Genomic DNA, 22,100 nt, shown 5'->3' with positions numbered 1-22,100 from the left:
TCGGTCGGGTTAGTCGACTGACGGCGGTTTTGTTGCCGGCGCGGTAGCGGAGTGCGTGGCGCTGTGGCCGCCCGCCGATCCTTTACCTGCGAATCCGAAGTCCGGACGTACCCAATCGCTATGACGCGGTGCTTCCGGCACATAGGCTGGCGCAGGCGCTTTGGTCATTGGTGCAGTGGCGACCTTACGCGCCACCGGCGCAGCAACTGGCGCTGTGGCAGCAGTAATGACCGGCGCTTCAATAACCGGCGTCGCGGTTTCTTCCGTTACTTCTTCTGCTGCGGTTTCAGCCACAGGCTCGGCAACCACTGCAGGTTGTGCAGGCTGCACCTCCTCAACCACTGCTTCAGCCACGGTACGATCTTCCTCAGCAAGCAGTTGCGGCTGATCCTCTACCGGGGTTTCAATCACTTCCGGATGCGTGGTTTCAACGACAACAGGCTCAGGCGCTTCAACCGGCGTTTGCGGTTCAGCCATCGCTGGTTCAACGGTTTCAGCTTCGGCCGTTTCAACCGACGCAGGCGCTTCTGCCACTTCAGTCGGCTGACTGGAGACCAGTTGCGCTTCGGCGATGGCCGGAGCGACATCCTGCTCAGTGGCGATATTCTGCTCCACTTCGCTATCCTGAACCTGCTGCTCGTCCTGCGGGCGCGCAACCGGGTAGCTGATCCACACTTTACCTGAAGCCATTTCCGGCGAGGCGCAGGCAACGGTCAAAGGCATAGCGGACTGCAGCGGGTAGCGCTCATCGCGGTAGCGGCGACGACGTTGACCGCTGACGCGTAGGTGGCGCGGGGAACGACGTGAGCGGCGCGGCATCGCGTTTTCACGCGCGTCTCCGTTCTCATCCTGTTCCTGTGCGATGGCACTGTCTGCAACAGCAGGCAGATCAACTTTCGCCAGTTCAGTACGTTGTGCCGGTGCATCCTGGACCGTTGCCTTTTCAACAACGGCTTCTGCATTCTGCTCGCCAATACGCACTTTCTGGTTCAGTTGACGCTGCTTACGGCGCGGCATCGTCTGTACACGCTCTTCCTGTTCCGTTTCCGGTGCAGTTTGTTCGTCGTGGTTCAGCTCTTTCACATCCTGCTGCGCCTGACGTTTGTCATCATTACGGCGGCGATTGCGTTCGCGGCGCGGTTGCTGCTCGTCGCGCGGTTTTGCTTTATCAGCGTCTTCTGCGGCAACTGGCTGGCGAACTTCGCGGGTTTCGGCATTCTGCGGTGATTTTTCACGGCGATTGCGGCGATTTTCTTCGCGGCCTTCGCGGTTGTCACGGCCTTCACGTGCTTCATTGCCTTCACCGCGGGAATCACGGCGTTCATTACGATCGCGACGGTTGCCCTGACGGGATTTACGACGATCCTGCTGGCGTTCTTGTTTCTCGCCCTCGTTTTTCTTCTCTTCTTCTTTCACTTCAACCGATGCTGGCGCGGTTTCGCCGGCAAACAGGCCTTTCAGTGCGGAGAAGAAACGGCCCAGAAGACCCGGCGTAGCCGGTGCGGCAACGGAGGCTGGCTGTGTGGTGGCAACAGGCGTAGCCGCAGGCGCTTGCGGTACTGGCGGCACATCCGGCATGACAAAGGTGGCCAGCGCCGGTTGTTCCGGACGCTTACGTTCGGGCACTTCTTCCTCAGACGGCAACGCCATCGCTTCCTCATGCAGTTTCGGCAGCAGGTAGCTCAGGGTCGGGGTCTCTTCACCTTTACGCACGCGCAGTACGGAGTAGTGCGGGGTTTCCATCTGATCGTTCGGAACGATCACGCAGCGTACGCCACCCTGACGGGCTTCGATCGCGCTGACGGCGGCGCGTTTTTCGTTCAACAGGTACGAGGCAACCTGCACCGGAACGATAGCATGCACTTCCTGCGTGTTTTCTTTCAGCGCTTCTTCTTCAATCAAACGCAGAATAGACAGCGACAAGGATTCGTTGTCACGAATGGTGCCGGTACCGCTGCAGCGCGGGCAAACATGATGGCTGGATTCGCCAAGCGACGGACTCAGACGCTGGCGGGACATCTCCAGCAGACCGAAGCGGGAAATATGGCTGATTTGGATACGCGCACGGTCCTGACGCACCGCTTCACGCAGACGGTTTTCCACCGCGCGCTGGTGACGAACTGGCGTCATGTCGATGAAGTCGATAACAATCAGACCGCCAAGGTCGCGCAAGCGCAACTGACGGGCAATTTCATCCGCCGCTTCCAGGTTGGTGTTAAACGCCGTCTCTTCGATATCGCCGCCGCGGGTTGCGCGAGCGGAGTTGATATCGATGGCGGTCAGCGCTTCGGTCGTATCAATAACAATTGAGCCGCCGGAAGGCAGGCGCACTTCACGCTGGAAAGCAGACTCGATCTGCGACTCAATCTGATAGTGGCTGAACAGCGGGATTTCACCGGTGTACAGTTTGATTTTACTGCTGAAATCCGGACGACCCAGCGCGGAGATATGCTGGCGAGCCAGCTCAAGCACTTTCGGGTTATCGATCAGGATTTCGCCGATGTCCTGGCGCAGGTAATCGCGGAAAGCGCGCACAATCACGTTGCTTTCCTGATGGATCAGGAACGGCGCAGGGCGGCTTTCTGCGGCTTTCTGGATGGCTTCCCAGTGTTTCAGACGGAAACTCAGATCCCACTGCAGCGCGTCGGCGGATTTGCCTACACCAGCGGTACGGACAATCAGACCCATGCCATCAGGCAGTTCCAGACTGGACAGCGCTTCTTTCAGCTCGGTGCGGTCGTCGCCTTCAATGCGACGGGAGATACCGCCCGCACGCGGGTTATTTGGCATCAATACCAGGTAGCTGCCAGCAAGGCTGATAAAGGTAGTAAGCGCCGCGCCTTTGTTGCCGCGCTCTTCTTTATCGATCTGAACAATGACTTCCTGACCTTCGCGCAGCACATCTTTGATGTTCGGACGGCCATGGGCGTTGTAGCTGGCAGGGAAGTATTCGCGGGCGATTTCTTTAAGAGGGAGAAAACCGTGGCGCTCAGCTCCGTAATCAACAAATGCAGCTTCAAGGCTCGGTTCAATGCGGGTGATTTTGCCTTTGTAGATGTTCGCTTTTTTCTGTTCGTGGCCCGGGCTTTCGATATCCAGGTCGTACAGGCGCTGCCCATCAACAAGGGCGACACGCAACTCTTCCTGCTGAGTTGCGTTGATTAACATTCTTTTCATCGTAACTTACTCATTATTCTTACATTGACGACTAAGCTGCGGGCATGATGACGCCTTTCCGGGGGAGAACCGATGGCCTCGTGACTATTCACGTCGCCAACCTCACGGTTGTCGTTCGCTTAAGAGGCGCAGTGTGTCGGCTGCCTGTATTTCCTGTGGAAAAAACAGCGCAATTATCAGGGGAACAGCCTGGGAAAAACTCTCCAGAGAAGATTCCATCTACCGGTAAGGACTGCAACCCGCAGCCCGCTAACTGCCTGAAAGTTCAATACGTCTTACGCCATTGCTGCGTGTATGATCGGACAGGCAAAACTGGTCATTCCGCTCATTTACTTGTTTTAGCAAAATTCAACACGGAAAACGGCAACATTATTCCTTGCGAACCCTGTTATAGCAAGCTGACTTTTACCATTTATCACCCGGTTACTCACAGTTTTTTCACCTTTGACTATGGATCGGTTTAATAACCGCCGAATCAACTGTGTAAAACGGAGCAAGCCAGGCTCAAAGGTAAATATAAGCATATAAAAATGAGTGGCGCTAATCATCCAGGCTATTTAGAATCGCCACCCATGAAAACTGAGACACCATCCGTAAAATTTGTTGCCATTTCCGCTGACGAAGCGGGGCAACGCATCGATAATTTTTTGCGCACCCAACTAAAAGGTGTGCCGAAAAGCATGATCTATCGCATTTTGCGTAAAGGCGAAGTGCGGGTGAACAAAAAACGCATTAAACCGGAGTACAAACTGGAAGCCGGTGATGAAGTGCGCATTCCGCCAGTACGCGTGGCGGAGAAAGAAGAAGAGGCCGTTTCGCCGCATCTGCAAAAAGTCGCCCAGTTAAGCGAAGTCATTCTCTACGAAGACGATCATATCCTGGTGCTGAACAAACCTTCCGGCACGGCAGTGCATGGCGGCAGTGGTTTGAGTTTTGGTGTGATCGAAGGGCTACGGGCGTTGCGTCCTGAGGCGCGGTTCCTTGAACTGGTGCACCGTCTCGATCGCGACACCTCGGGTGTGCTGCTGGTGGCAAAAAAACGCTCAGCGCTGCGTTCCCTTCATGAACAGTTGCGCGGCAAGGATATGCAAAAAGATTACCTGGCGCTGGTGCGCGGGCAATGGCAGTCCCATGTCAAAGTGGTGCAGGCGCCGTTGCTGAAAAATATCCTGCAAAGCGGTGAGCGCATTGTGCGTGTGAACAGTGAAGGCAAGCCCTCGGAAACCCGCTTTAAAGTGGAAGAGCGCTATGCGTTCGCCACGCTGGTGCGCTGCAGTCCGGTGACGGGCAGGACGCACCAGATCCGTGTGCATACGCAACATGCAGGGCATCCTATTGCTTTTGACGATCGTTATGGCGACCGTGAATTTGACAAGCAACTGGCGTCAACGGGTTTGTCACGCCTGTTTCTGCATGCAGCCGCGCTTAAGTTTACCCACCCGCACACGGGCGAAACGCTGCGTATTGAAGCACCGCTGGATAATGCACTCAAGCACTGCCTGCAAGTCCTGCGTAATGCCAAATGATATTTCCCCTCTCGTCCGGAGAGGGGAACACTGCTTTGGTTAGGGTTTCAGCCATTTATCCAGCCACGGAAAAACCTCATCCTGCTGTTCTTGGTAGAAAACGTGCCCCAGTTCTGGCCAGGTTTTTGTGACCAGTTTGTCTGCGGCGTTTTGCGATGACCAGACCTTCTCCACTTTTGTGAACGCTTCCTGCACGGCTTCAGCCGGGAACAGTTTGTCTTTGCCGCCGCTATAAATCAGCATGGGTTTCGGCGCGGCGATGCTGGCGATATCGGGAATGTCCATATGTGCCGGCATGCCGGGGTGCAACATGTAAAAGGCGGATTGCCCGCGCAGAACATTATTCCCAGGCTGCATCAGACCATTGTAGGTGCCAAACCATGAAATCACGGCCGTCGCCGCGACCTTATCGCTCAGCGCCGCCAGTTGCCATGCGCGGAAGCCGCCCATAGAAAATCCCACCACGCCGATACGCTGGTTGTCCACCTGTGGATGAGAGGCGATAAAATCCACCGTGCGCATATCTTCATAAGCCACTTCTCCACCCAGTGAGCGGCCAAGGTTAAAATAATTGCTTGCCAGCGCCTGTTGCTGCTCGTAAACCATTGGGCCGCGATCGCCCCAGCCGGGGCTGTCAATAGCAATCACTGCGTAACCGCGCTTCGCCAGTTCATCGCCAATAAATTTACCGCTGAAGAATTTGTCTGCCCAGGCCTGCGCGCTGGCCAGTTTTTCTGCATCACCCCAGGGGCGGATCACCTTCTCCTTGCCAATATCAAATTTTGACCCGTGATCGTGAAGCAATACGATGGCAGGGTGGGGACCCGGCGTTTTGGGCATGAGTAGCAGTGCGGCGATGCGATTGTCATCAGTGATTGTTATCGCCAGCTTTTCGGCGGTATAGCTGCCTCGATCCTCTTTGGTAATCGTGTGCGGGGCAAAAGGTTTTGTGGCATTTGGGGTGAGTAGCGCGTTGCGAAATAACTGGCGGCTGTGGGCTTTCCATTGCGGGAAATTGTTATATTTCCCGGATAACCAGGAATCGGGGTAGCGCATCTGCGTTTTCAGCGTCTGCCAGCCAGCAGGCAGATTCCCCTCGACAACGCCCTGTGTTTGCCACTCTTCCTGTGCGCTGGCGCTGACTGACGCCAGCAGAGTTAGCGCCAGCGCCAGGCTGCGGGAAATATTCATCACCTCTCCTTTTAATTAAAACGTTGTTTCAATATTGGTGATGAATGTAACGGCTGATTAAAAAGGAATCTGTGATCGGTAAAGCATTAACTTAACAGTGGGTTACAGTGCTCACGTCGCAGCATCTGGCATAAGGCAATCAACGGCAGCCCCACCAGGGTATTTGGGTCCCGACCGTCGAGGCGCTCAAACAGCGCGATCCCCAGTCCTTCGCTTTTGAAGCTGCCAGCACAGTTTAGCGGGCGCTCTTTGCGCACATAATCGTCGATCTCCTGCTCACTCAAGTGACGAAAGTGGACATCGAAAGGTTCACATTCAGTCTGTAAATGGCCGGTTGCAGAATTATACAGCGCAAGACCCGTATAAAAAGTGACGATATTTCCACTGGCTTTCATTAATTGCTGGCGCGCATTTTCTTCCGTGTGAGGTTTACCGGTAATTTCACCGTCAAGCACACAGACCTGATCCGAACCAATAATCAGATGCCGGGGCCAGGCGTGTGCCAATGATTGCGCTTTTTCCTGCGCCAGGCGCAGGACCAGGTGGCGCGGAGACTCGCCTGGACGGGGTGTTTCGTCGGTTTGCGGCGCGGCGCATTCAAACGATAATCCCAGTTTTTCCAGCAGGGCGCGACGATACGGAGAAGTTGACGCAAGGATGAGAGCAGACATATTTTTTTCACCAAATATGGCTTAACAATGACAGGCATTTTAAACTGTAGGCCGCAATGTGTGCGAATTATTGGCAAAAGGCAACCTCAGGCTGCCTTTTTCTTTGACTCTATGACGTTACAAAGTTAATATGCGCGCCCTATGCAAAAGGTAAAATTACCCCTGACTCTTGACCCGGTTCGTACGGCTCAAAAACGCCTTGATTACGAGGGTATCTATACCCCCGAGCAGGTTGAGCGTGTTGCCGGGTCTGTAGTCAGCGTGGACAGTGATGTGGAGTGCTCCATGTCGTTCGCTATCGATAATCAGCGTCTCGCCGTGTTAACCGGAGAGGCGAAGATAACGGTATCGCTCGAATGCCAGCGTTGCGGGAAACCGTTCACCCATCATGTTCACACAACGTATTGTTTCAGTCCTGTGCGTTCAGATGAGCAGGCTGAAGCACTGCCGGAAGCGTATGAGCCGATTGAGGTTAACGAATTCGGCGAAATCGATCTGCTGGCCTTGGTTGAGGATGAAATCATTCTCTCCTTGCCTGTAGTTCCGGTGCATGATTCTGAACACTGTGAAGTGTCCGAGGCGGACATGGTCTTTGGTGAACTGCCTGATGAAGCGCAAAAACCAAATCCATTTGCCGTATTAGCCAGCTTAAAGCGTAAGTAATTAAGGAGTAAGGTCCATGGCCGTACAACAGAATAAACCAACCCGTTCCAAACGTGGCATGCGTCGTTCCCATGACGCGCTGACCGCAGTCACCAGCCTGTCTGTAGACAAAACTTCTGGTGAAACCCACCTGCGTCACCATGTTACCGCCGACGGTTTCTACCGCGGTCGCAAGGTTATCACTAAGTAATCACGCGCAAGCGTGATGAAGCTTAGTGAGGATTTCCCCGCGTAAGCGGGGATAAACCGAACCAGGCTGCGACGATACCTTGACACGTCTAACCCTGGCGTTAGATGTCATGGGAGGGGATTTTGGTCCTTCCGTGACAGTGCCTGCAGCTTTGCAGGCACTGAACTCTAATTCTCAACTCAATCTTCTTTTAGTCGGCGATCCCGACGCTATCACGCCATTACTTGCCAAAGCTGATTTCGAGCAGCGATCGCGTTTGCTGATCGTTCCTGCACAGTCAGTTATTGCCAGTGATGCGCGCGCCGCGCAGGCTATTCGTAACAGTCGCGGTAGTTCAATGCGCATTGCGCTTGAGCTGGTGAAAGCAGGGCGCGCCCAGGCCTGCGTGAGCGCAGGTAATACTGGCGCGTTGATGGGGCTGGCGAAAATGCTGCTCAAACCGATTGAAGGTATTGAGCGTCCGGCGTTGGTGACGGTATTGCCCCATCAGCAAAAGGGCAAAACAGTGGTGCTGGATCTCGGCGCTAATGTGGATTGTGACAGTACAATGTTGTCGCAATTTGCGGTAATGGGCGCAGTTATGGCGGAAGAGATCCTTGGAATTACAAATCCGCGCGTTGCGTTACTGAATATTGGTGAAGAAGAAACCAAAGGCCATGACAGCATCCGCGACGCTGCTGCATTATTACGCTCGGTTCCGGCAATGAACTACATTGGCTATCTGGAAGCGAATGAATTACTCACCGGCAAGACGGATGTGCTGGTTTGTGACGGTTTCACGGGAAATGTCACATTAAAAACCATGGAGGGTGTTGTCAGAATGTTCCTTTCGTTGCTGAAATCTCAGGGCGAGGGGCAAAAAAGGTCGTGGTGGCTGATTTTATTAAAGCGTTGGTTACAAAAAAGCCTGACAAGGCGATTCAGTCACCTCAACCCCGACCAGTATAATGGCGCCTGTCTGTTAGGATTGCGCGGCACGGTGATTAAAAGTCATGGTGCTGCCAATCAGCGAGCGTTTACCGTCGCGATTGAACAGGCAGTGCAGGCGGTGCAGCGGCAGGTTCCACAACGGATCGCCGCTCGCCTGGAATCTGTGTACGCCCATCCTGCTTCGTCCGCATCGAGCGGCGAAAACCAGAGTGTGTGTATATTACCCGAGAGTGACTGAGCGTACATGTATACGAAGATTATTGGTACCGGCAGCTTTCTGCCCGAGCAGGTTCGAACAAACGCCGATTTAGAAACAATGGTGGAAACGTCTGACGAATGGATTGTCAGCCGTACAGGGATCCGTGAGCGTCGCATCGCCGCTGCAAACGAAACTGTTTCGACCATGGGCTTTGAGGCCGCTAAACGCGCGCTGGAAATGGCCGGCATCGATAAAGACCAGATCGGTTTGATTATTGTTGCGACGACATCCGCAACGCATGCATTCCCGAGCGCGGCTTGCCAGATTCAGAATATGCTGGAGATCAAAGGTTGTCCGGCGTTTGATGTCGCTGCAGCCTGCGCTGGTTTTACCTATGCGCTGAGCATTGCCGATCAATATGTTAAAACCGGTGCGGTGAAACATGCGCTGGTTATCGGTTCTGATGTGCTGGCGCGTACGTTGGATCCGGAAGATCGCGGCACAATTATTCTGTTTGGCGACGGCGCTGGCGCGGTCGTACTGGGTGCCTCTGAAGAGCCGGGTATCATCTCTACACATCTGCACGCGGACGGTAGTTATGGTGAACTGCTAACGTTACCGAATCTGGATCGCGTGACGCCGGAAAATTCCGTTTACCTGACAATGGCGGGTAATGAAGTCTTTAAAGTTGCGGTCACTGAACTGGCGCGTATTGTTGATGAAACATTAGCGGCCAATAATCTGGAGCGCAGCGAGCTTGACTGGCTGGTGCCGCATCAGGCTAACCTGCGAATTATCAGCGCGACAGCGAAAAAACTGGGTATGTCGATGGACAATGTTGTTGTGACGTTGGATCGTCACGGCAATACTTCTGCGGCTTCCGTTCCCAGCGCGCTTGATGAAGCGGTACGCGACGGGCGCATTAAACCGGGTCAGTTGATCCTGCTCGAAGCGTTCGGTGGTGGGTTCACCTGGGGCTCTGCGCTGGTTCGTTTCTGAGTATAAGGATAAAAACATGACGCAATTTGCATTTGTGTTCCCTGGGCAGGGTTCCCAAACGGTTGGTATGCTGGCTGATATGGCTGCAACTTACCCGGTGATTGAACAAACGTTTGCTGAAGCCTCTGCTGCGCTGGGCTATGATCTCTGGGCGCTGGTACAACAAGGCCCTGCGGAAGAGTTGAATAAAACCTGGCAGACGCAACCGGCACTGTTGACGGCTTCCGTCGCGCTGTGGCGCGTATGGCAGCAGCAGGGTGGCAAAACACCTGTGTTGATGGCGGGACACAGCCTCGGTGAATATTCTGCGCTGGTGTGCGCAGGCGTGCTGGCTTTCGCTGACGCGGTTCGCCTGGTTGAGCTGCGTGGTAAGTTTATGCAGGAAGCCGTTCCGGAAGGAACTGGCGCAATGTCGGCAATCATCGGTCTCGACGATGCGTCGATTGCCAAAGCCTGTGAAGAATCCGCTGCAGGTCAGGTGGTGTCGCCGGTGAACTATAACTCACCGGGGCAGGTCGTCATTGCGGGGAATAAAGAAGCGGTTGAACGCGCTGGCGCTGCCTGTAAAGCTGCTGGCGCGAAACGTGCTCTGCCATTGCCGGTCAGCGTACCGTCTCACTGCGCGTTGATGAAACCCGCGGCAGAAAAACTGGCCGTTGAACTGAACAGCATTACATTTAACGCACCGCAAATCGCGGTAGTGAATAATGTGGATGTGAAGTGCGAGACAACGCCGGAAGCGATTCGTGACGCGCTGGTGCGTCAGCTTTATAGCCCGGTGCAATGGACGAAGAGCGTTGAGTTTATGGCGGCGCAGGGCATTGAGCACCTGTATGAAGTTGGCCCGGGTAAAGTCCTCACTGGCCTGACAAAACGTATTGTTGACACCCTGACTGCCTCGGCCCTCAATGAGCCGAACGCGATGTCAGAGGCACTTGCGCAATAAAAGAGGAAAACCATGAGTTTTGAAGGAAAAGTCGCGCTGGTTACCGGTGCAAGTCGCGGTATTGGCCGTGCAATTGCTGAGACGCTTGTTGCGCGTGGCGCAAAAGTCATCGGTACTGCGACCAGCGAAAATGGTGCTAAGGCGATCAGCGATTATTTAGGTGCGAACGGCAAAGGTCTGTTGTTGAATGTGACCGATGCAGCATCTATCGAATCCGTTCTGGAAAATATCCGCGCGGAGTTTGGCGAGGTTGATATTCTGGTTAATAATGCCGGTATCACCCGTGATAACCTGCTGATGCGCATGAAAGATGACGAGTGGAACGATATCCTCGATACCAATCTTTCATCTGTTTTCCGTCTGTCAAAAGCGGTAATGCGCGCTATGATGAAAAAACGTCATGGGCGTATTATCACTATCGGTTCTGTGGTCGGTACCATGGGAAATGCTGGTCAGGCCAACTATGCTGCGGCTAAAGCGGGTCTAATCGGTTTCAGTAAATCGCTGGCGCGTGAAGTCGCGTCCCGCGGTATTACGGTGAACGTTGTTGCTCCGGGTTTTATTGAAACGGACATGACGCGTGCGCTGTCTGATGATCAGCGTGCGGGTATCCTGGCGCAGGTTCCTGCGGGCCGTCTTGGCGGCGCTCAGGAAATCGCCAGCGCGGTTGCATTTTTAGCCTCTGACGAGGCAGGTTACATCACTGGTGAAACCCTGCACGTCAACGGCGGAATGTATATGGTTTAACCACGATGAAATTTATTTGCGTTATTAGGGGGAAAAGCCTCAGAATAGCGTAAAATCGTGGTAAGAACTGCCGGGATTTAGTTGCAAATTTTTCAACATTTTATACACTACGAAAACCATCGCGAAAGCGAGTTTTGATAGGAAATTTAAGAGTATGAGCACTATCGAAGAACGCGTTAAGAAAATTATCGGCGAACAGCTGGGCGTTAAGCAGGAAGAAGTTACCAACAATGCTTCCTTCGTTGAAGACCTGGGCGCTGATTCTCTTGACACCGTTGAGCTGGTAATGGCTCTGGAAGAAGAGTTTGATACTGAGATTCCGGACGAAGAAGCTGAGAAAATCACCACCGTTCAGGCTGCCATTGATTACATCAACGGCCACCAGGCGTAAGTGAACATCTCCAGGCGGTCACTCGACCGCCTGAGTTTTATCTAATGTAATCCCACGAATCTCTTTATTTATCCCTCCCTGGAGGACAAACGTGTCTAAGCGTCGTGTAGTTGTGACCGGACTGGGCATGTTGTCTCCTGTCGGCAATACCGTAGAGTCTACCTGGAAAGCTCTCCTTGCCGGTCAGAGTGGCATCAGCCTGATCGACCATTTCGATACTAGCGCCTATGCAACCAAATTTGCTGGCTTAGTAAAGGATTTTAACTGTGAAGACATCATCTCGCGCAAAGAACAGCGCAAGATGGATGATTTCATTCAATATGGAATTGTGGCTGGCGTGCAGGCCATGCATGATTCTGGCCTTGAAGTCACCGAAGAGAACGCATCCCGTATTGGCGCAGCGATTGGCTCCGGCATTGGCGGTCTCGGCTTGATCGAAGAAAACCACAGCTCTCTTGTCAACGGTGGACCGCGCAAAATCAGCCCGTTCTTCGTTCCGTCGACGATTGTGAACATGGTGGCAGGTCATCTGACTATCATGTTCGGCCTGCAAGGTCCGAGCATTTCAATTGCAACGGCGTGTACGTCCGGCGTGCATAACATCGGTCACGCAGCGCGTATCATTGCTTATGGCGATGCTGATGCAATGCTGGCAGGTGGTGCAGAGAAAGCCAGTACCCCGCTGGGCGTTGGTGGATTCGGCGCAGCGCGCGCACTCTCCAACCGTAATGACAACCCGCAGGCGGCAAGTCGTCCGTGGGACAAAGACCGTGATGGTTTTGTACTGGGCGATGGCGCCGGTATCATTATGCTTGAAGAGTACGAGCACGCGAAAAAACGCGGCGCGAAAATTTATGCAGAAATCATCGGGTTTGGCATGAGCAGTGATGCCTACCACATGACTTCTCCGCCGGAAAGCGGTGCGGGTGCTGCGCTGGCCATGGTCAATGCATTGCGCGATGCGGGCATTGAGCCGGGTCAGATTGGCTATGTGAATGCACACGGTACCTCCACTCCGGCTGGTGATAAAGCTGAGGCTCAGGCGGTGAAATCGGTATTTGGCGATGCAGCGAAACGTGTGATGGTGAGCTCCACCAAATCCATGACCGGCCACCTGTTAGGTGCAGCGGGCGCTGTTGAGTCTATCTACTCAATCCTTGCGCTGCGCGATCAGGCTATTCCGCCAACCATCAACCTGGATAACCCGGATGAAGGTTGCGATCTGGACTTCGTGCCACACGAAGCGCGCCAGGTCAGCGGCATGGAGTACACCCTGTGTAACTCCTTTGGCTTCGGCGGTACTAATGGTTCGCTGATTTTCAAAAAAGTCTGATTATCTCAGCCATATTAAGGCCCGCTTGGCGGGCCTTTTCTATTCGGTTTTCTCCGCTTGTTCTCTGCTTTTCATCCTGCCAAACTGTCCGGCCATGCATAAGGAGCCTCCATGTTCTTGATTAATGGCATTGAGCAGCAAACGCTTGCCGCCACTGACCGGGCAACACAATTTGGCGACGGGTGTTTTACCACTGCACGCATTATTGACGGGCAGATCCAGTTTCTCGCCGCGCACCTGCAACGCTTACGGCAGGCATGCGCGCGTTTATTTATTCCGTTCGTCGACTGGCCAGTACTGGAGCGGGAGATGAACAGGCTGGCGAAAGAAAGAGACGATGGTGTTGTAAAAGTCATCATCAGCCGTGGCGCAGGCGGTCGTGGTTACAGCGCGGCGAACTGTGTTACACCTACGCGCATCCTTTCCGTTTCCGCTAAGCCGGCGCATTACGAACGCTGGCGGCAGAATGGCGTGACGCTGGCGCTTAGCCCGGTTCGCCTTGGGCGAAACCCTCTGCTGGCTGGTATCAAACATCTTAATCGGCTGGAGCAAGTACTGGTCCGCGCTCACCTGGAACAGACTGATGCCGATGAAGCGCTGGTACTGGACAGCGATGGCTGGCTCACTGAGTGCTGTGCGGCCAATCTTTTCTGGCGTCAGGGCAGGGATGTCTTTACTCCCCGCCTGGATCAGGCCGGTGTTGATGGCATTATGCGCCAATATTGTATGCGGCAACTGGCATCTTCAGGTTTTAACGTTGTCGAAGTGAATGCGCGGCAGGATGTGTTGCGGCAAGCGGAAGAAGTGCTTATTTGCAACGCGCTGATGCCGGTAGTCCCGGTTCGGCAGTGGGGTGATCTCCACTGGACCGCACGTGATGTGTACCACTTTTTATCCCCCTTGTGTGAGCAGATAAATCAGTCATGAAGAAAATGTTACGCGTTGTTCTCCTCCTGCTGGTGGTGATGGTTATCGCAGCGGGAGCGGGTGTGTGGAAGGTTCGCCAACTGGCTGACAGCAAGATCCTGATCAAGGACGAACTCATTTTTTCTCTGTCGGCCGGAACGGGTCGTCTGGCACTGGGTGAGCAGTTGTATAACGAGAAGGTGATCAACCGCCCACGGGTATTCCAGTGGTTGCTCAAGCTGGAGCCGGATCTCTCGCACTTTAAGGCCGGGACCTATCGTTTTACACCGGGTATGACCGTTCGTGAAATGTTGCAGTTGCTGGAAAGCGGTAAAGAGGCACAATTCCCGCTGCGTTTGGTCGAAGGCATGCGGTTGAGTGACTACCTTAAGCAGTTGCGTGACGCGCCGTGGATCAAACACACACTGAAAGATGATGATTACGCCACCGTCGCGCAGGCCCTGAAGCTGGAACATCCGGAGTGGGTGGAAGGCTGGTTCTGGCCCGATACCTGGATGTACACCGCTAACACCACCGATGTGGCATTGCTGAAGCGCGCGCATCAAAAGATGGTGCGGGCCGTTGAGCAGGTCTGGGAAGGGCGTATGGAGGGGCTGCCCTACAAAGACCAGAACCAGTTGGTTACCATGGCCTCGATTATCGAAAAAGAGACTGCCGTGGCCAGTGAACGCGATCAGGTCGCATCGGTATTTATTAACCGCTTGCGCGTTGGCATGAAGCTACAGACCGATCCGACGGTGATCTACGGGATGGGGGCGCGTTATAATGGTAAGCTGTCGCGCGCCGATTTAGATACACCGACGGAATACAATACCTATGTAATAAGCGGTATGCCGCCGGGACCCATTGCGATACCGGCTGAAGCTTCGTTGAAAGCGGCGGCGCATCCGGCGAAGACGCCGTATCTCTATTTTGTGGCCGACGGCAAAGGCGGGCACACGTTTAATACCAATCTCGCCAGCCATAACCGGTCAGTGCAGGAATATCTGAAAGTACTTAAGGAAAAAAATGGGCAGTAAATACATTGTCATTGAAGGGCTTGAAGGCGCCGGTAAAACCTCGGCACGTGATGTCATTGTGAACACGCTTAAAGAATCAGGCGTGGGCGAGATGGTTTTCACGCGTGAGCCAGGTGGGACGCTGTTGGCGGAAAAACTGCGCAGCCTGGTGCTGGATATTCGCTCTGTCGGTGACGAAGTCATTTGCGATAAAGCTGAAGTGCTGATGTTTTATGCTGCCCGGGTACAGTTAGTTGAAACGGTGATTAAACCAGCACTGGCGCAAGGTCAGTGGGTCATTGGCGATCGGCACGACCTTTCCACCCAGGCTTATCAGGGCGGTGGTCGCGGCATTGATCAGGCGATGCTGGCAACCCTACGTGATGCGGTGCTGGGGGATTTTCGCCCGGACTTAACCCTCTATCTTGATGTGACGCCGGAAGTGGGACTGAAACGCGCGCGTGCGCGTGGCGAGCTGGATCGCATTGAGCAGGAATCGCTGGATTTCTTTAACCGGACGCGAGCCCGTTACCTTGAGCTGGCGGCGCAGGATGACACCATTCGCACCATTGATGCGACCCAGCCGTTGGAGGATGTTATGCAAAATATTCGTCAGACCATTATTGCGTGGGTCCAGGAGCAGGGCGCATGAGATGGTATCCGTGGCTGCGGCCGGACTTTGAGCAACTGGTTGCCAGTTATCAGGCCGGACGTGGTCACCACGCGTTACTGATCCATGCATTGCCAGGCATGGGGGAAGACGCCTTGATCTATGCGATCAGCCGTCTTTTGTTATGCCAGACGCCACAAGGGCATAAAAGCTGCGGTCATTGCCGGGGTTGCCAGCTTATGCAGGCAGGCACACATCCGGACTATTACACGCTGACGCCGGAAAAAGGCAAGACCGCACTGGGTATTGATGCGGTACGCGAGGTCAGCGAAAAATTGTATGAACACGCGCGGCTGGGTGGCGCAAAAGTGGTATGGATCCAGGATGCTGCGCTGCTGACGGATGCGGCCGCGAATGCGCTGCTTAAAACCCTGGAAGAGCCTCCGGCGCAGACATGGTTTTTCCTTGCCTGTCGTGAGCCCGCGCGATTGTTGGCGACTTTGCGCAGCCGCTGTCGTTTACATCACCTTGCGCCTCCTGCGGAAAACTATGCCAGCGCATGGCTTGGCCGTGAAGTGACGGCTTCGCCGGAAACGCTACTGACCGCACTTCGCCTGAGTGCTGGATCACCCGGGGCCGCGGAAGCATTATTGCAGGAAGAGCACTGGGCGCAACGGCTGGGGCTGTGCCAGGCTGTCGATACAGCGCTGCAAAGCGGTGACTGGCTCGCCGCATTACCTGCGCTGAACCATGAGCGGGTTGCTGAGCGTTTGCAATGGATGTCAGCGCTGTTTCTGGATGCGCTGAAAGTCCAGCAAGGCGCGACCTTACTCAGTAATGTGGACTCCTCTGCGCTGGTGCACGCTCTTGCTCGCCAGATGCGCGGTGAAACGTTGCACGCGCTCTTACACGCGTTGTTTACCTGCCGGGAGCAGTTGCTCAGTGTGCCCGGTGTGAACCGCGAACTTTTGCTGACCGATCTGTTGTTAACTCTGGAACGCTACCTGCAACCAGGTGCTGTGCTTCCTGTATCTCATCTTTAAGAGAGACATTATGTTTTTAGTCGACTCGCACTGCCATCTTGATGGTCTTGATTATCAGTCTTTGCATAAAGACGTGGATGACGTGCTGGCGAAAGCCGCCGCGCGTGATGTGAAATTTTGCCTTGCTGTTGCCACCACGCTGCCGGGATACCGCACTATGCGAGAGTTGGTAGGCGAACGTGACAACGTGGTGTTCTCCTGTGGCGTGCATCCGCTTAATCAGGACGAAAGCTACGAAGTCGAGACCTTACGCCAGCTGGCAGCCGAACCCGGTGTGGTTGCGATGGGGGAAACCGGCCTCGATTATTTTTATACCCCGGAAACCAAACCGCAACAGCAGGTCTCTTTCCGCAACCATATCCGCATTGGCCGTGAGCTGAATAAACCGGTTATTGTGCACACCCGCGATGCCCGCGCCGATACGCTGGCAATTCTGCAGGAAGAGAAGGTGACCGAGTGCGGCGGCGTTCTGCACTGTTTTACGGAAGATCGCGAAACGGCGGGTAAGTTGCTGGATATGGGCTTTTATATCTCATTCTCCGGTATTGTTACTTTCCGCAATGCTGAACAGCTTCGCGACGCGGCGCGTTATGTACCGTTGGATCGACTGCTGGTGGAGACAGACTCTCCGTATCTTGCGCCAGTACCCCACCGTGGCAAGGAAAACCAGCCCGCCATGACCCGAGATGTTGCCGAATACATGGCGGTATTAAAGGGTGTTTCCGTTGAGGAACTGGCCCGGCAAACCACGCAAAACTTTGCCCGCCTGTTTCATATCGATCCCTCCCGCCTGCAATCCGCCTGAAATTTCAGCTTATTTTAGGGCTCGTAATTAATAAACGATCAGAGTAAAGTTCACCGCCATAAAAAAGGCGGTGATGGACGATTTTCATTCGAAGGCATGCGGCTTTTGTAAATTAACGTGAGTTTTGCAGCGCGCGCTGGCTGAAACGTGATAGCCATCAAACAAAGCCAAATCGATTTATTTTACTCTGTGTAATAAATAAGGGGCGCTTAGATGCCCTTCCCACGGCGCGGCTCTCCCCCCGCGCCAATGCGCAAAAGCGTAGAAAAAAGCACTAATACTCAGGAGCACTCTCAATTATGTTTAAGAATGCATTTGCTAACCTGCAGAAGGTCGGTAAATCGCTGATGCTGCCAGTATCCGTACTGCCTATCGCAGGTATCCTGCTGGGCGTCGGTTCTGCAAACTTCAGCTGGCTGCCAGAAGTGGTTTCCCATGTTATGGCCGAAGCGGGCGGTTCCGTTTTTGCCAACATGCCACTGATCTTCGCTATCGGTGTTGCACTGGGCTTCACCAATAACGACGGTGTTTCAGCTCTGGCTGCGGTTGTTGCTTACGGCATCATGGTGAAGACCATGGCTGTTGTTGCGCCGCTGGTTCTGCATTTACCTGCTGAAGAAATCGCCGCAAAACACCTGGCTGATACCGGTGTTCTCGGGGGGATCATCTCCGGTGCGATCGCAGCGTACATGTTCAACCGTTTCTACCGTATCAAGCTGCCTGAGTACCTGGGCTTCTTCGCCGGTAAGCGTTTCGTGCCGATCATTTCCGGTCTGGCCGCGATTTTCACCGGTGTGATCCTGTCCTTCATTTGGCCGCCGATCGGTACCGCTATCCAGACGTTCTCTCAGTGGGCTGCTTACCAGAACCCGGTTGTTGCGTTCGGTATCTACGGCTTTATTGAACGTTGCCTGGTGCCGTTTGGTCTGCACCACATCTGGAACGTACCTTTCCAGATGCAGATCGGTGAATTCACCAACGCAGCAGGTCAGGTTTTCCACGGCGATATCCCGCGCTACATGGCAGGCGACCCGACTGCGGGCAAACTGTCTGGCGGCTTCCTGTTCAAAATGTACGGTCTGCCGGCTGCCGCTATCGCTATCTGGCACTCTGCTAAACCGGAAAACCGCGCGAAAGTGGGCGGTATCATGATCTCCGCAGCGCTGACCTCGTTCCTGACCGGTATCACCGAGCCGATCGAATTCTCCTTCATGTTCGTTGCGCCGATCCTGTATGTCATCCACGCGATTCTGGCGGGTCTGGCATTCCCGATCTGTATCCTGCTGGGTATGCGTGACGGTACGTCGTTCTCTCACGGTCTGATTGACTTCATCGTACTGAGCGGCAACAGCAGCAAACTGTGGCTGTTCCCGGTTATCGGTGCAGGTTATGCGGTTGTTTACTACACCGTGTTCCGTGTACTGATTAAAGCGCTGGATCTGAAAACCCCTGGTCGTGAAGAAACCACTGAAGAGAGCAAAGCTGGCGCAACCAGCGAAATGGCTCCGGCTCTGGTTACGGCGTTTGGCGGTAAAGAAAACATCACCAACCTGGATGCGTGCATCACGCGTCTGCGTGTCAGCGTTGCTGACGTAGCGAAAGTGGATCAGGCTGGCCTGAAGAAACTGGGCGCTGCGGGTGTGGTTGTGGCTGGTTCCGGTGTGCAGGCGATTTTCGGTACGAAATCCGATAACCTGAAAACCGAGATGGATGAATACATCCGTAATAACTAAGTCATAGTCTGGGGAGACTGAGGGAGCCTGATGGCTCCCTTTTTTATGGGTTGTGATGATGCAAGAGCGTAAAAAAGGGAGCCATCAGGCTCCCTTTGCGTTTAACACTGTTATCAGAAACTGTAGTTCGCGCTGATAGAGAAGTTACGCGGCGCGCCATAAACCCCATAGGTGCCCAGATAATCGTAATACTCTTTATCGAACACATTGTTCAGGTTTGCCTGAATCGCGAAGTTTTTAGTGGCCTGGTAACGGGTAAACAGGTCAACCACGGTGTAGCCGCTCTGGGTGATATGCATATTGCCATTCGGGCCTTTAATATCCTGCCAGCTTTTGTTTTGCCAGCGCGCACCGCCGCCAAAAGCAAGCTCAGGCAGCATCGGCAACTGGTAGCGGGTAAACAATTTCATCGTCGTACGCGCTTGCTCCGGGTTAACCGCAACCCCGTCGCCATCTTCCGCCATAAAGCGGCTGGCGCCGAAAGTCAGTTGCAGGTTGTCGGTCACTGCGCCATTCAGTTCAAATTCAACCCCTTTGCTGACGGTGCCGTTCACGGATTTATACGCCGTCTGGCCACCAGAGTTCGGGATGTACTCGCCCGTCGAGACAGCAACGTGATCCTGCTCGGTACGGAATACGGCAAACGTTGCCGTCAGGCGCGTGTTAAACCAGTCGCCTTTCACCCCGGCTTCGTAGCTTTTACCTGTCGTTGGGTCGAGGAACTCGCTGTTGATATCGCGTTGGCTTGAAGGCTCAAAGATAGAGGTATAACTGCCGTACACAGACCAGGTGTCATCGATGTCATAAATCAGCCCCGCATACGGCGTCACATCATCGGACTTGCTGTTGCGGATTTCATCCGGTTTACGTTCCAGGTTGTATTTTGCGCTCCACTCGGTGTAACGCGCGCCCAGAATAAGGTGGAGGGGATCAGCCAGCGAGATACGGGTTGCAGCATAGACGGATTTCTGGCGGATCACATCCCGCTGATAGAGCGTCCAGTCTGACCAGGTTGGGTCCGCGAGCGTATTGCCGTTGTAACGATTAATATTACCAACGTCCATCAGACCGGAATTGTCATTAACCGGGTAAGAGTTGTCATAGTTATTACGCTGACGGCTGTAGCTGCCGCCGAACATCACTTCATGTTGACGACCAAAGAGATCGTAACCGCCGCGCACGAACGCATCTACGGAGTCCTGCTTACGCTCACCACGGTTCCAACCGCCCCAGGCACCTTGCCATTGCGAGGCATCGAAGAGACCGGTGTTTTTATCCGGATAGCCATCGATATACATCAGTTTGCTGTCGAAATTGGTTTCCGCATGCATGGCGTTAACTTTCGCTTCCCAGCCGTTATCAAAACGCTGCGTCAGATTGGCGAAAATTTTCGTGGAGTCCACATTTGAGTAGGCCCAGTCAGCCGCTGTGTTGAAACCACGGCGGAAATGCGTACGGCTACCATCGCTGTACATCGACGGGACACCACCCCAGGTCGGGCTGTCTTCCTGGCTTTCCTGATAGTCATATCCCACAGACAGGGTGGTGGAATCGGTGAGGTCTGCATCCACAACACCGGTGATGAATTTTTTGCGGTAATGGTTACGCTCAATCCACGAATCTTTATCCTGGTAGCCGGTGATCATGCGACCACGCACATTACCGGACTCTGTCAATGGTGCTTGTAAGTCGAGAACGTAGCGTTGATTATCCCAACTACCGTACGTTGCGGTTGCGCTGCCTTTGAACTCTTTGCTGTCCGCATGCTTACGCACCATATTGACGTAGGCTGACGGGTTACCGGTGCCACTCATCAGACCAGCTGCACCGCGCACCACTTCAATCTTGTCGTAAATGGCGGTATCGCCAGCGGTATCGCCAAAGTTCCAGCGGTTATCAAGGAAGGTTGGCATATCTTCATAGGCAAAGTTACTGATGAAGAAACCACGCGCAAAGAAATTTGTCCGGTGCGAGTCGATGCGCGAGGCGCTTACGCCAATGGTGTTATCCAGAACCTGCTCAATCGTGTTCAGTTGCTGGTCTTGCATACGCTGCTGACTTACCACGCTCACGGATTGCGGAATATCGCGCGGCACCAGCAACAGTTTGGTGCCGGTTGTCGTGGTTTTAACGCTGTAATCCTGATCCTGACTGTCGGCGGTGCTTAGCGCTGCGCCGTCTACGACCACGGTATCTTCAGATGCTTTATCAGCCGCAAAGGCAGCAGAAGGCGCCAACGCCAGGGCAATGCACGCGGCGAGCAGAGAAGGTGTGGCGGCTACCGGACGCGCTGCGTCCCTGGCGTGATGAGTGAAAGACATGAATAAACCTTAATGGTGTGTTAGAGGGAGTGCCCGGCGGCGATACGTTGTCGCGTCAGGCGGATTTTTTAATTTGCCTGGTATTAATTGCGCATGAAAATGCAAATGCGAAATATACGCATTCACTCCATGGATGTAAACAGATGTAAGATTTATTACTGAAATGCTGTTTCACCGTAGTGGAACGGAAGGGTTGGCTATTCCTGCGTCAGAGGTGCCTGAAAGCGGAAAGAAAAACAGCGTTTTGGTTGAAACGACAAGAGAAACTCGATCATACTCTAGGGCAAGTAATTGACGACGGCTGCGGGCATCTTCCCGCGCTCAAAAAAGGAAAACGTCATGGCCGAAGAAACCATTTTCAGTAAAATTATCCGCCGCGAAATTCCGTCAGACATTGTGTATCAGGATGAGCTGGTCACCGCTTTTCGTGACATTTCCCCGCAAGCCCCCACGCATGTACTCATTGTGCCGAATATCCTGATCCCTACCGTGAACGATGTGACCGAAGCGCATGAACAGACGCTTGGACGCATGTTGACGGTGGCGGCGAAAATCGCCCGTGACGAAGGTATCGACGAAGACGGTTACCGTTTGATCATGAATTGTAATCGTCATGGCGGGCAGGAAGTTTATCATATTCATATGCACCTGCTTGGCGGACGGGCGCTTGGGCCGATGCTGGCTCATAAAGGCCTGTAAC

Annotated in this window: 21 protein-coding genes; 17 read left to right on the top strand and 4 right to left on the bottom strand. The window is 53.9% G+C overall.

What is annotated here, in order from left to right; translation table 11 throughout:
• Positions 1-9: 9 nt before the first annotated feature.
• Positions 10-3,177 carry a ribonuclease E gene (gene rne / locus N7922_RS15380; RefSeq protein ID WP_263097137.1) on the bottom strand — a complete coding sequence of 1,056 codons (3,168 nt, stop codon included), beginning with the start codon at positions 3,175-3,177 and terminating at the stop codon, positions 10-12.
• A gap of 44 nt (positions 3,178-3,221) precedes the next feature.
• Between rne and N7922_RS15375 the strand changes: the two genes are divergently transcribed.
• Together N7922_RS15375 and rluC are read left to right on the top strand one after the other, a co-directional pair.
• Positions 3,222-3,641, top strand: a complete 420-nt coding sequence (locus N7922_RS15375; RefSeq protein ID WP_263097136.1) for a hypothetical protein — start codon at positions 3,222-3,224, stop codon at positions 3,639-3,641.
• Positions 3,642-3,749: 108 nt separating this feature from the next.
• Positions 3,750-4,703, top strand: a complete 954-nt coding sequence (rluC, locus tag N7922_RS15370) for a 23S rRNA pseudouridine(955/2504/2580) synthase RluC (RefSeq protein WP_263097135.1) — start codon at positions 3,750-3,752, stop codon at positions 4,701-4,703.
• A 39-nt stretch (positions 4,704-4,742) separates the two neighbouring features.
• Here the strand turns inward: rluC and N7922_RS15365 are convergent, their stop codons facing one another.
• Both N7922_RS15365 and N7922_RS15360 read right to left on the bottom strand, forming a co-directional pair.
• A complete protein-coding gene (locus tag N7922_RS15365; RefSeq protein ID WP_263097134.1) occupies positions 4,743-5,894 on the bottom strand; it encodes a dienelactone hydrolase family protein in 1,152 nt (383 codons plus the stop codon).
• Between the two features lie 86 nt (positions 5,895-5,980).
• Complete coding sequence (locus N7922_RS15360; protein ID WP_263097133.1) at positions 5,981-6,565, bottom strand: Maf family protein; 585 nt, start codon at positions 6,563-6,565, stop codon at positions 5,981-5,983.
• Between the two features lie 141 nt (positions 6,566-6,706).
• Here N7922_RS15360 and yceD point away from each other — a divergent pair, with 141 nt between their 5' ends.
• From yceD to ptsG, 14 genes are all read left to right on the top strand, one after another.
• On the top strand, positions 6,707-7,228 hold the full coding sequence (yceD, locus tag N7922_RS15355; RefSeq protein ID WP_263097132.1) for a 23S rRNA accumulation protein YceD: 522 nt from the start codon (positions 6,707-6,709) through the stop codon (positions 7,226-7,228).
• Positions 7,229-7,244: 16 nt separating this feature from the next.
• A complete protein-coding gene (gene rpmF / locus N7922_RS15350) occupies positions 7,245-7,418 on the top strand; it encodes a 50S ribosomal protein L32 (RefSeq protein WP_020457446.1) in 174 nt (57 codons plus the stop codon).
• A 79-nt stretch (positions 7,419-7,497) separates the two neighbouring features.
• Positions 7,498-8,586 carry a phosphate acyltransferase PlsX gene (plsX, locus tag N7922_RS15345; RefSeq protein WP_263097131.1) on the top strand — a complete coding sequence of 363 codons (1,089 nt, stop codon included), beginning with the start codon at positions 7,498-7,500 and terminating at the stop codon, positions 8,584-8,586.
• 6 nt (positions 8,587-8,592) lie between these two features.
• Entirely contained in the window at positions 8,593-9,546 is a 954-nt protein-coding gene (locus N7922_RS15340; RefSeq protein ID WP_263097130.1) for a beta-ketoacyl-ACP synthase III, read from the top strand.
• Between the two features lie 16 nt (positions 9,547-9,562).
• A complete protein-coding gene (gene fabD, locus N7922_RS15335; RefSeq protein WP_263097129.1) occupies positions 9,563-10,492 on the top strand; it encodes an ACP S-malonyltransferase in 930 nt (309 codons plus the stop codon).
• 12 nt (positions 10,493-10,504) lie between these two features.
• The gene (gene fabG, locus N7922_RS15330; protein ID WP_061494863.1) at positions 10,505-11,239 is read left to right on the top strand and encodes a 3-oxoacyl-ACP reductase FabG; all 735 of its coding nucleotides are present in this window, start codon (positions 10,505-10,507) and stop codon (positions 11,237-11,239) included.
• 154 nt (positions 11,240-11,393) lie between these two features.
• Positions 11,394-11,630, top strand: a complete 237-nt coding sequence (gene acpP / locus N7922_RS15325) for an acyl carrier protein (protein WP_000103754.1) — start codon at positions 11,394-11,396, stop codon at positions 11,628-11,630.
• 91 nt (positions 11,631-11,721) lie between these two features.
• Positions 11,722-12,963 (top strand): beta-ketoacyl-ACP synthase II, encoded by a 1,242-nt coding sequence (gene fabF, locus N7922_RS15320; RefSeq protein ID WP_263097127.1) that lies wholly within the window; start codon positions 11,722-11,724, stop codon positions 12,961-12,963.
• A 111-nt stretch (positions 12,964-13,074) separates the two neighbouring features.
• A complete protein-coding gene (gene pabC, locus N7922_RS15315) occupies positions 13,075-13,890 on the top strand; it encodes an aminodeoxychorismate lyase (RefSeq protein WP_263097126.1) in 816 nt (271 codons plus the stop codon).
• Positions 13,887-14,909, top strand: coding sequence for a cell division protein YceG (gene yceG, locus N7922_RS15310; RefSeq protein WP_263097125.1), 1,023 nt, complete (start codon positions 13,887-13,889; stop codon positions 14,907-14,909). The genes pabC and yceG overlap by 4 nt, the downstream gene beginning before the upstream one ends.
• Positions 14,899-15,540, top strand: coding sequence for a dTMP kinase (tmk, locus tag N7922_RS15305; protein WP_263097124.1), 642 nt, complete (start codon positions 14,899-14,901; stop codon positions 15,538-15,540). Before yceG ends, tmk begins: the two co-directional genes overlap by 11 nt.
• Positions 15,537-16,541, top strand: a complete 1,005-nt coding sequence (holB, locus tag N7922_RS15300) for a DNA polymerase III subunit delta' (protein ID WP_263097123.1) — start codon at positions 15,537-15,539, stop codon at positions 16,539-16,541. Before tmk ends, holB begins: the two co-directional genes overlap by 4 nt.
• 10 nt (positions 16,542-16,551) lie before the next feature.
• Entirely contained in the window at positions 16,552-17,346 is a 795-nt protein-coding gene (locus N7922_RS15295; RefSeq protein ID WP_263097122.1) for a metal-dependent hydrolase, read from the top strand.
• Positions 17,347-17,645: 299 nt separating this feature from the next.
• Positions 17,646-19,079 (top strand): PTS glucose transporter subunit IIBC, encoded by a 1,434-nt coding sequence (gene ptsG, locus N7922_RS15290; protein WP_263097121.1) that lies wholly within the window; start codon positions 17,646-17,648, stop codon positions 19,077-19,079.
• Between the two features lie 113 nt (positions 19,080-19,192).
• Here ptsG and fhuE read toward each other — a convergent pair whose 3' ends face one another.
• The gene (fhuE, locus tag N7922_RS15285; protein WP_263097120.1) at positions 19,193-21,400 is read right to left on the bottom strand and encodes a ferric-rhodotorulic acid/ferric-coprogen receptor FhuE; all 2,208 of its coding nucleotides are present in this window, start codon (positions 21,398-21,400) and stop codon (positions 19,193-19,195) included.
• Positions 21,401-21,739: 339 nt separating this feature from the next.
• On the opposite strand from fhuE, the gene hinT reads away from it, so the two are divergent.
• Positions 21,740-22,099 carry a purine nucleoside phosphoramidase gene (gene hinT, locus N7922_RS15280; RefSeq protein WP_061494873.1) on the top strand — a complete coding sequence of 120 codons (360 nt, stop codon included), beginning with the start codon at positions 21,740-21,742 and terminating at the stop codon, positions 22,097-22,099.
• The last annotated feature ends 1 nt before the right edge of the window (position 22,100 follow it).

Origin of the sequence: Kosakonia sp. ML.JS2a (assembly GCF_025642095.1) — a bacterium.
Lineage (GTDB): Bacteria > Pseudomonadota > Gammaproteobacteria > Enterobacterales > Enterobacteriaceae.
Note: the sequence above shows the minus strand (reverse complement) of the source record. Positions and strands in the feature narration are given on the sequence as shown.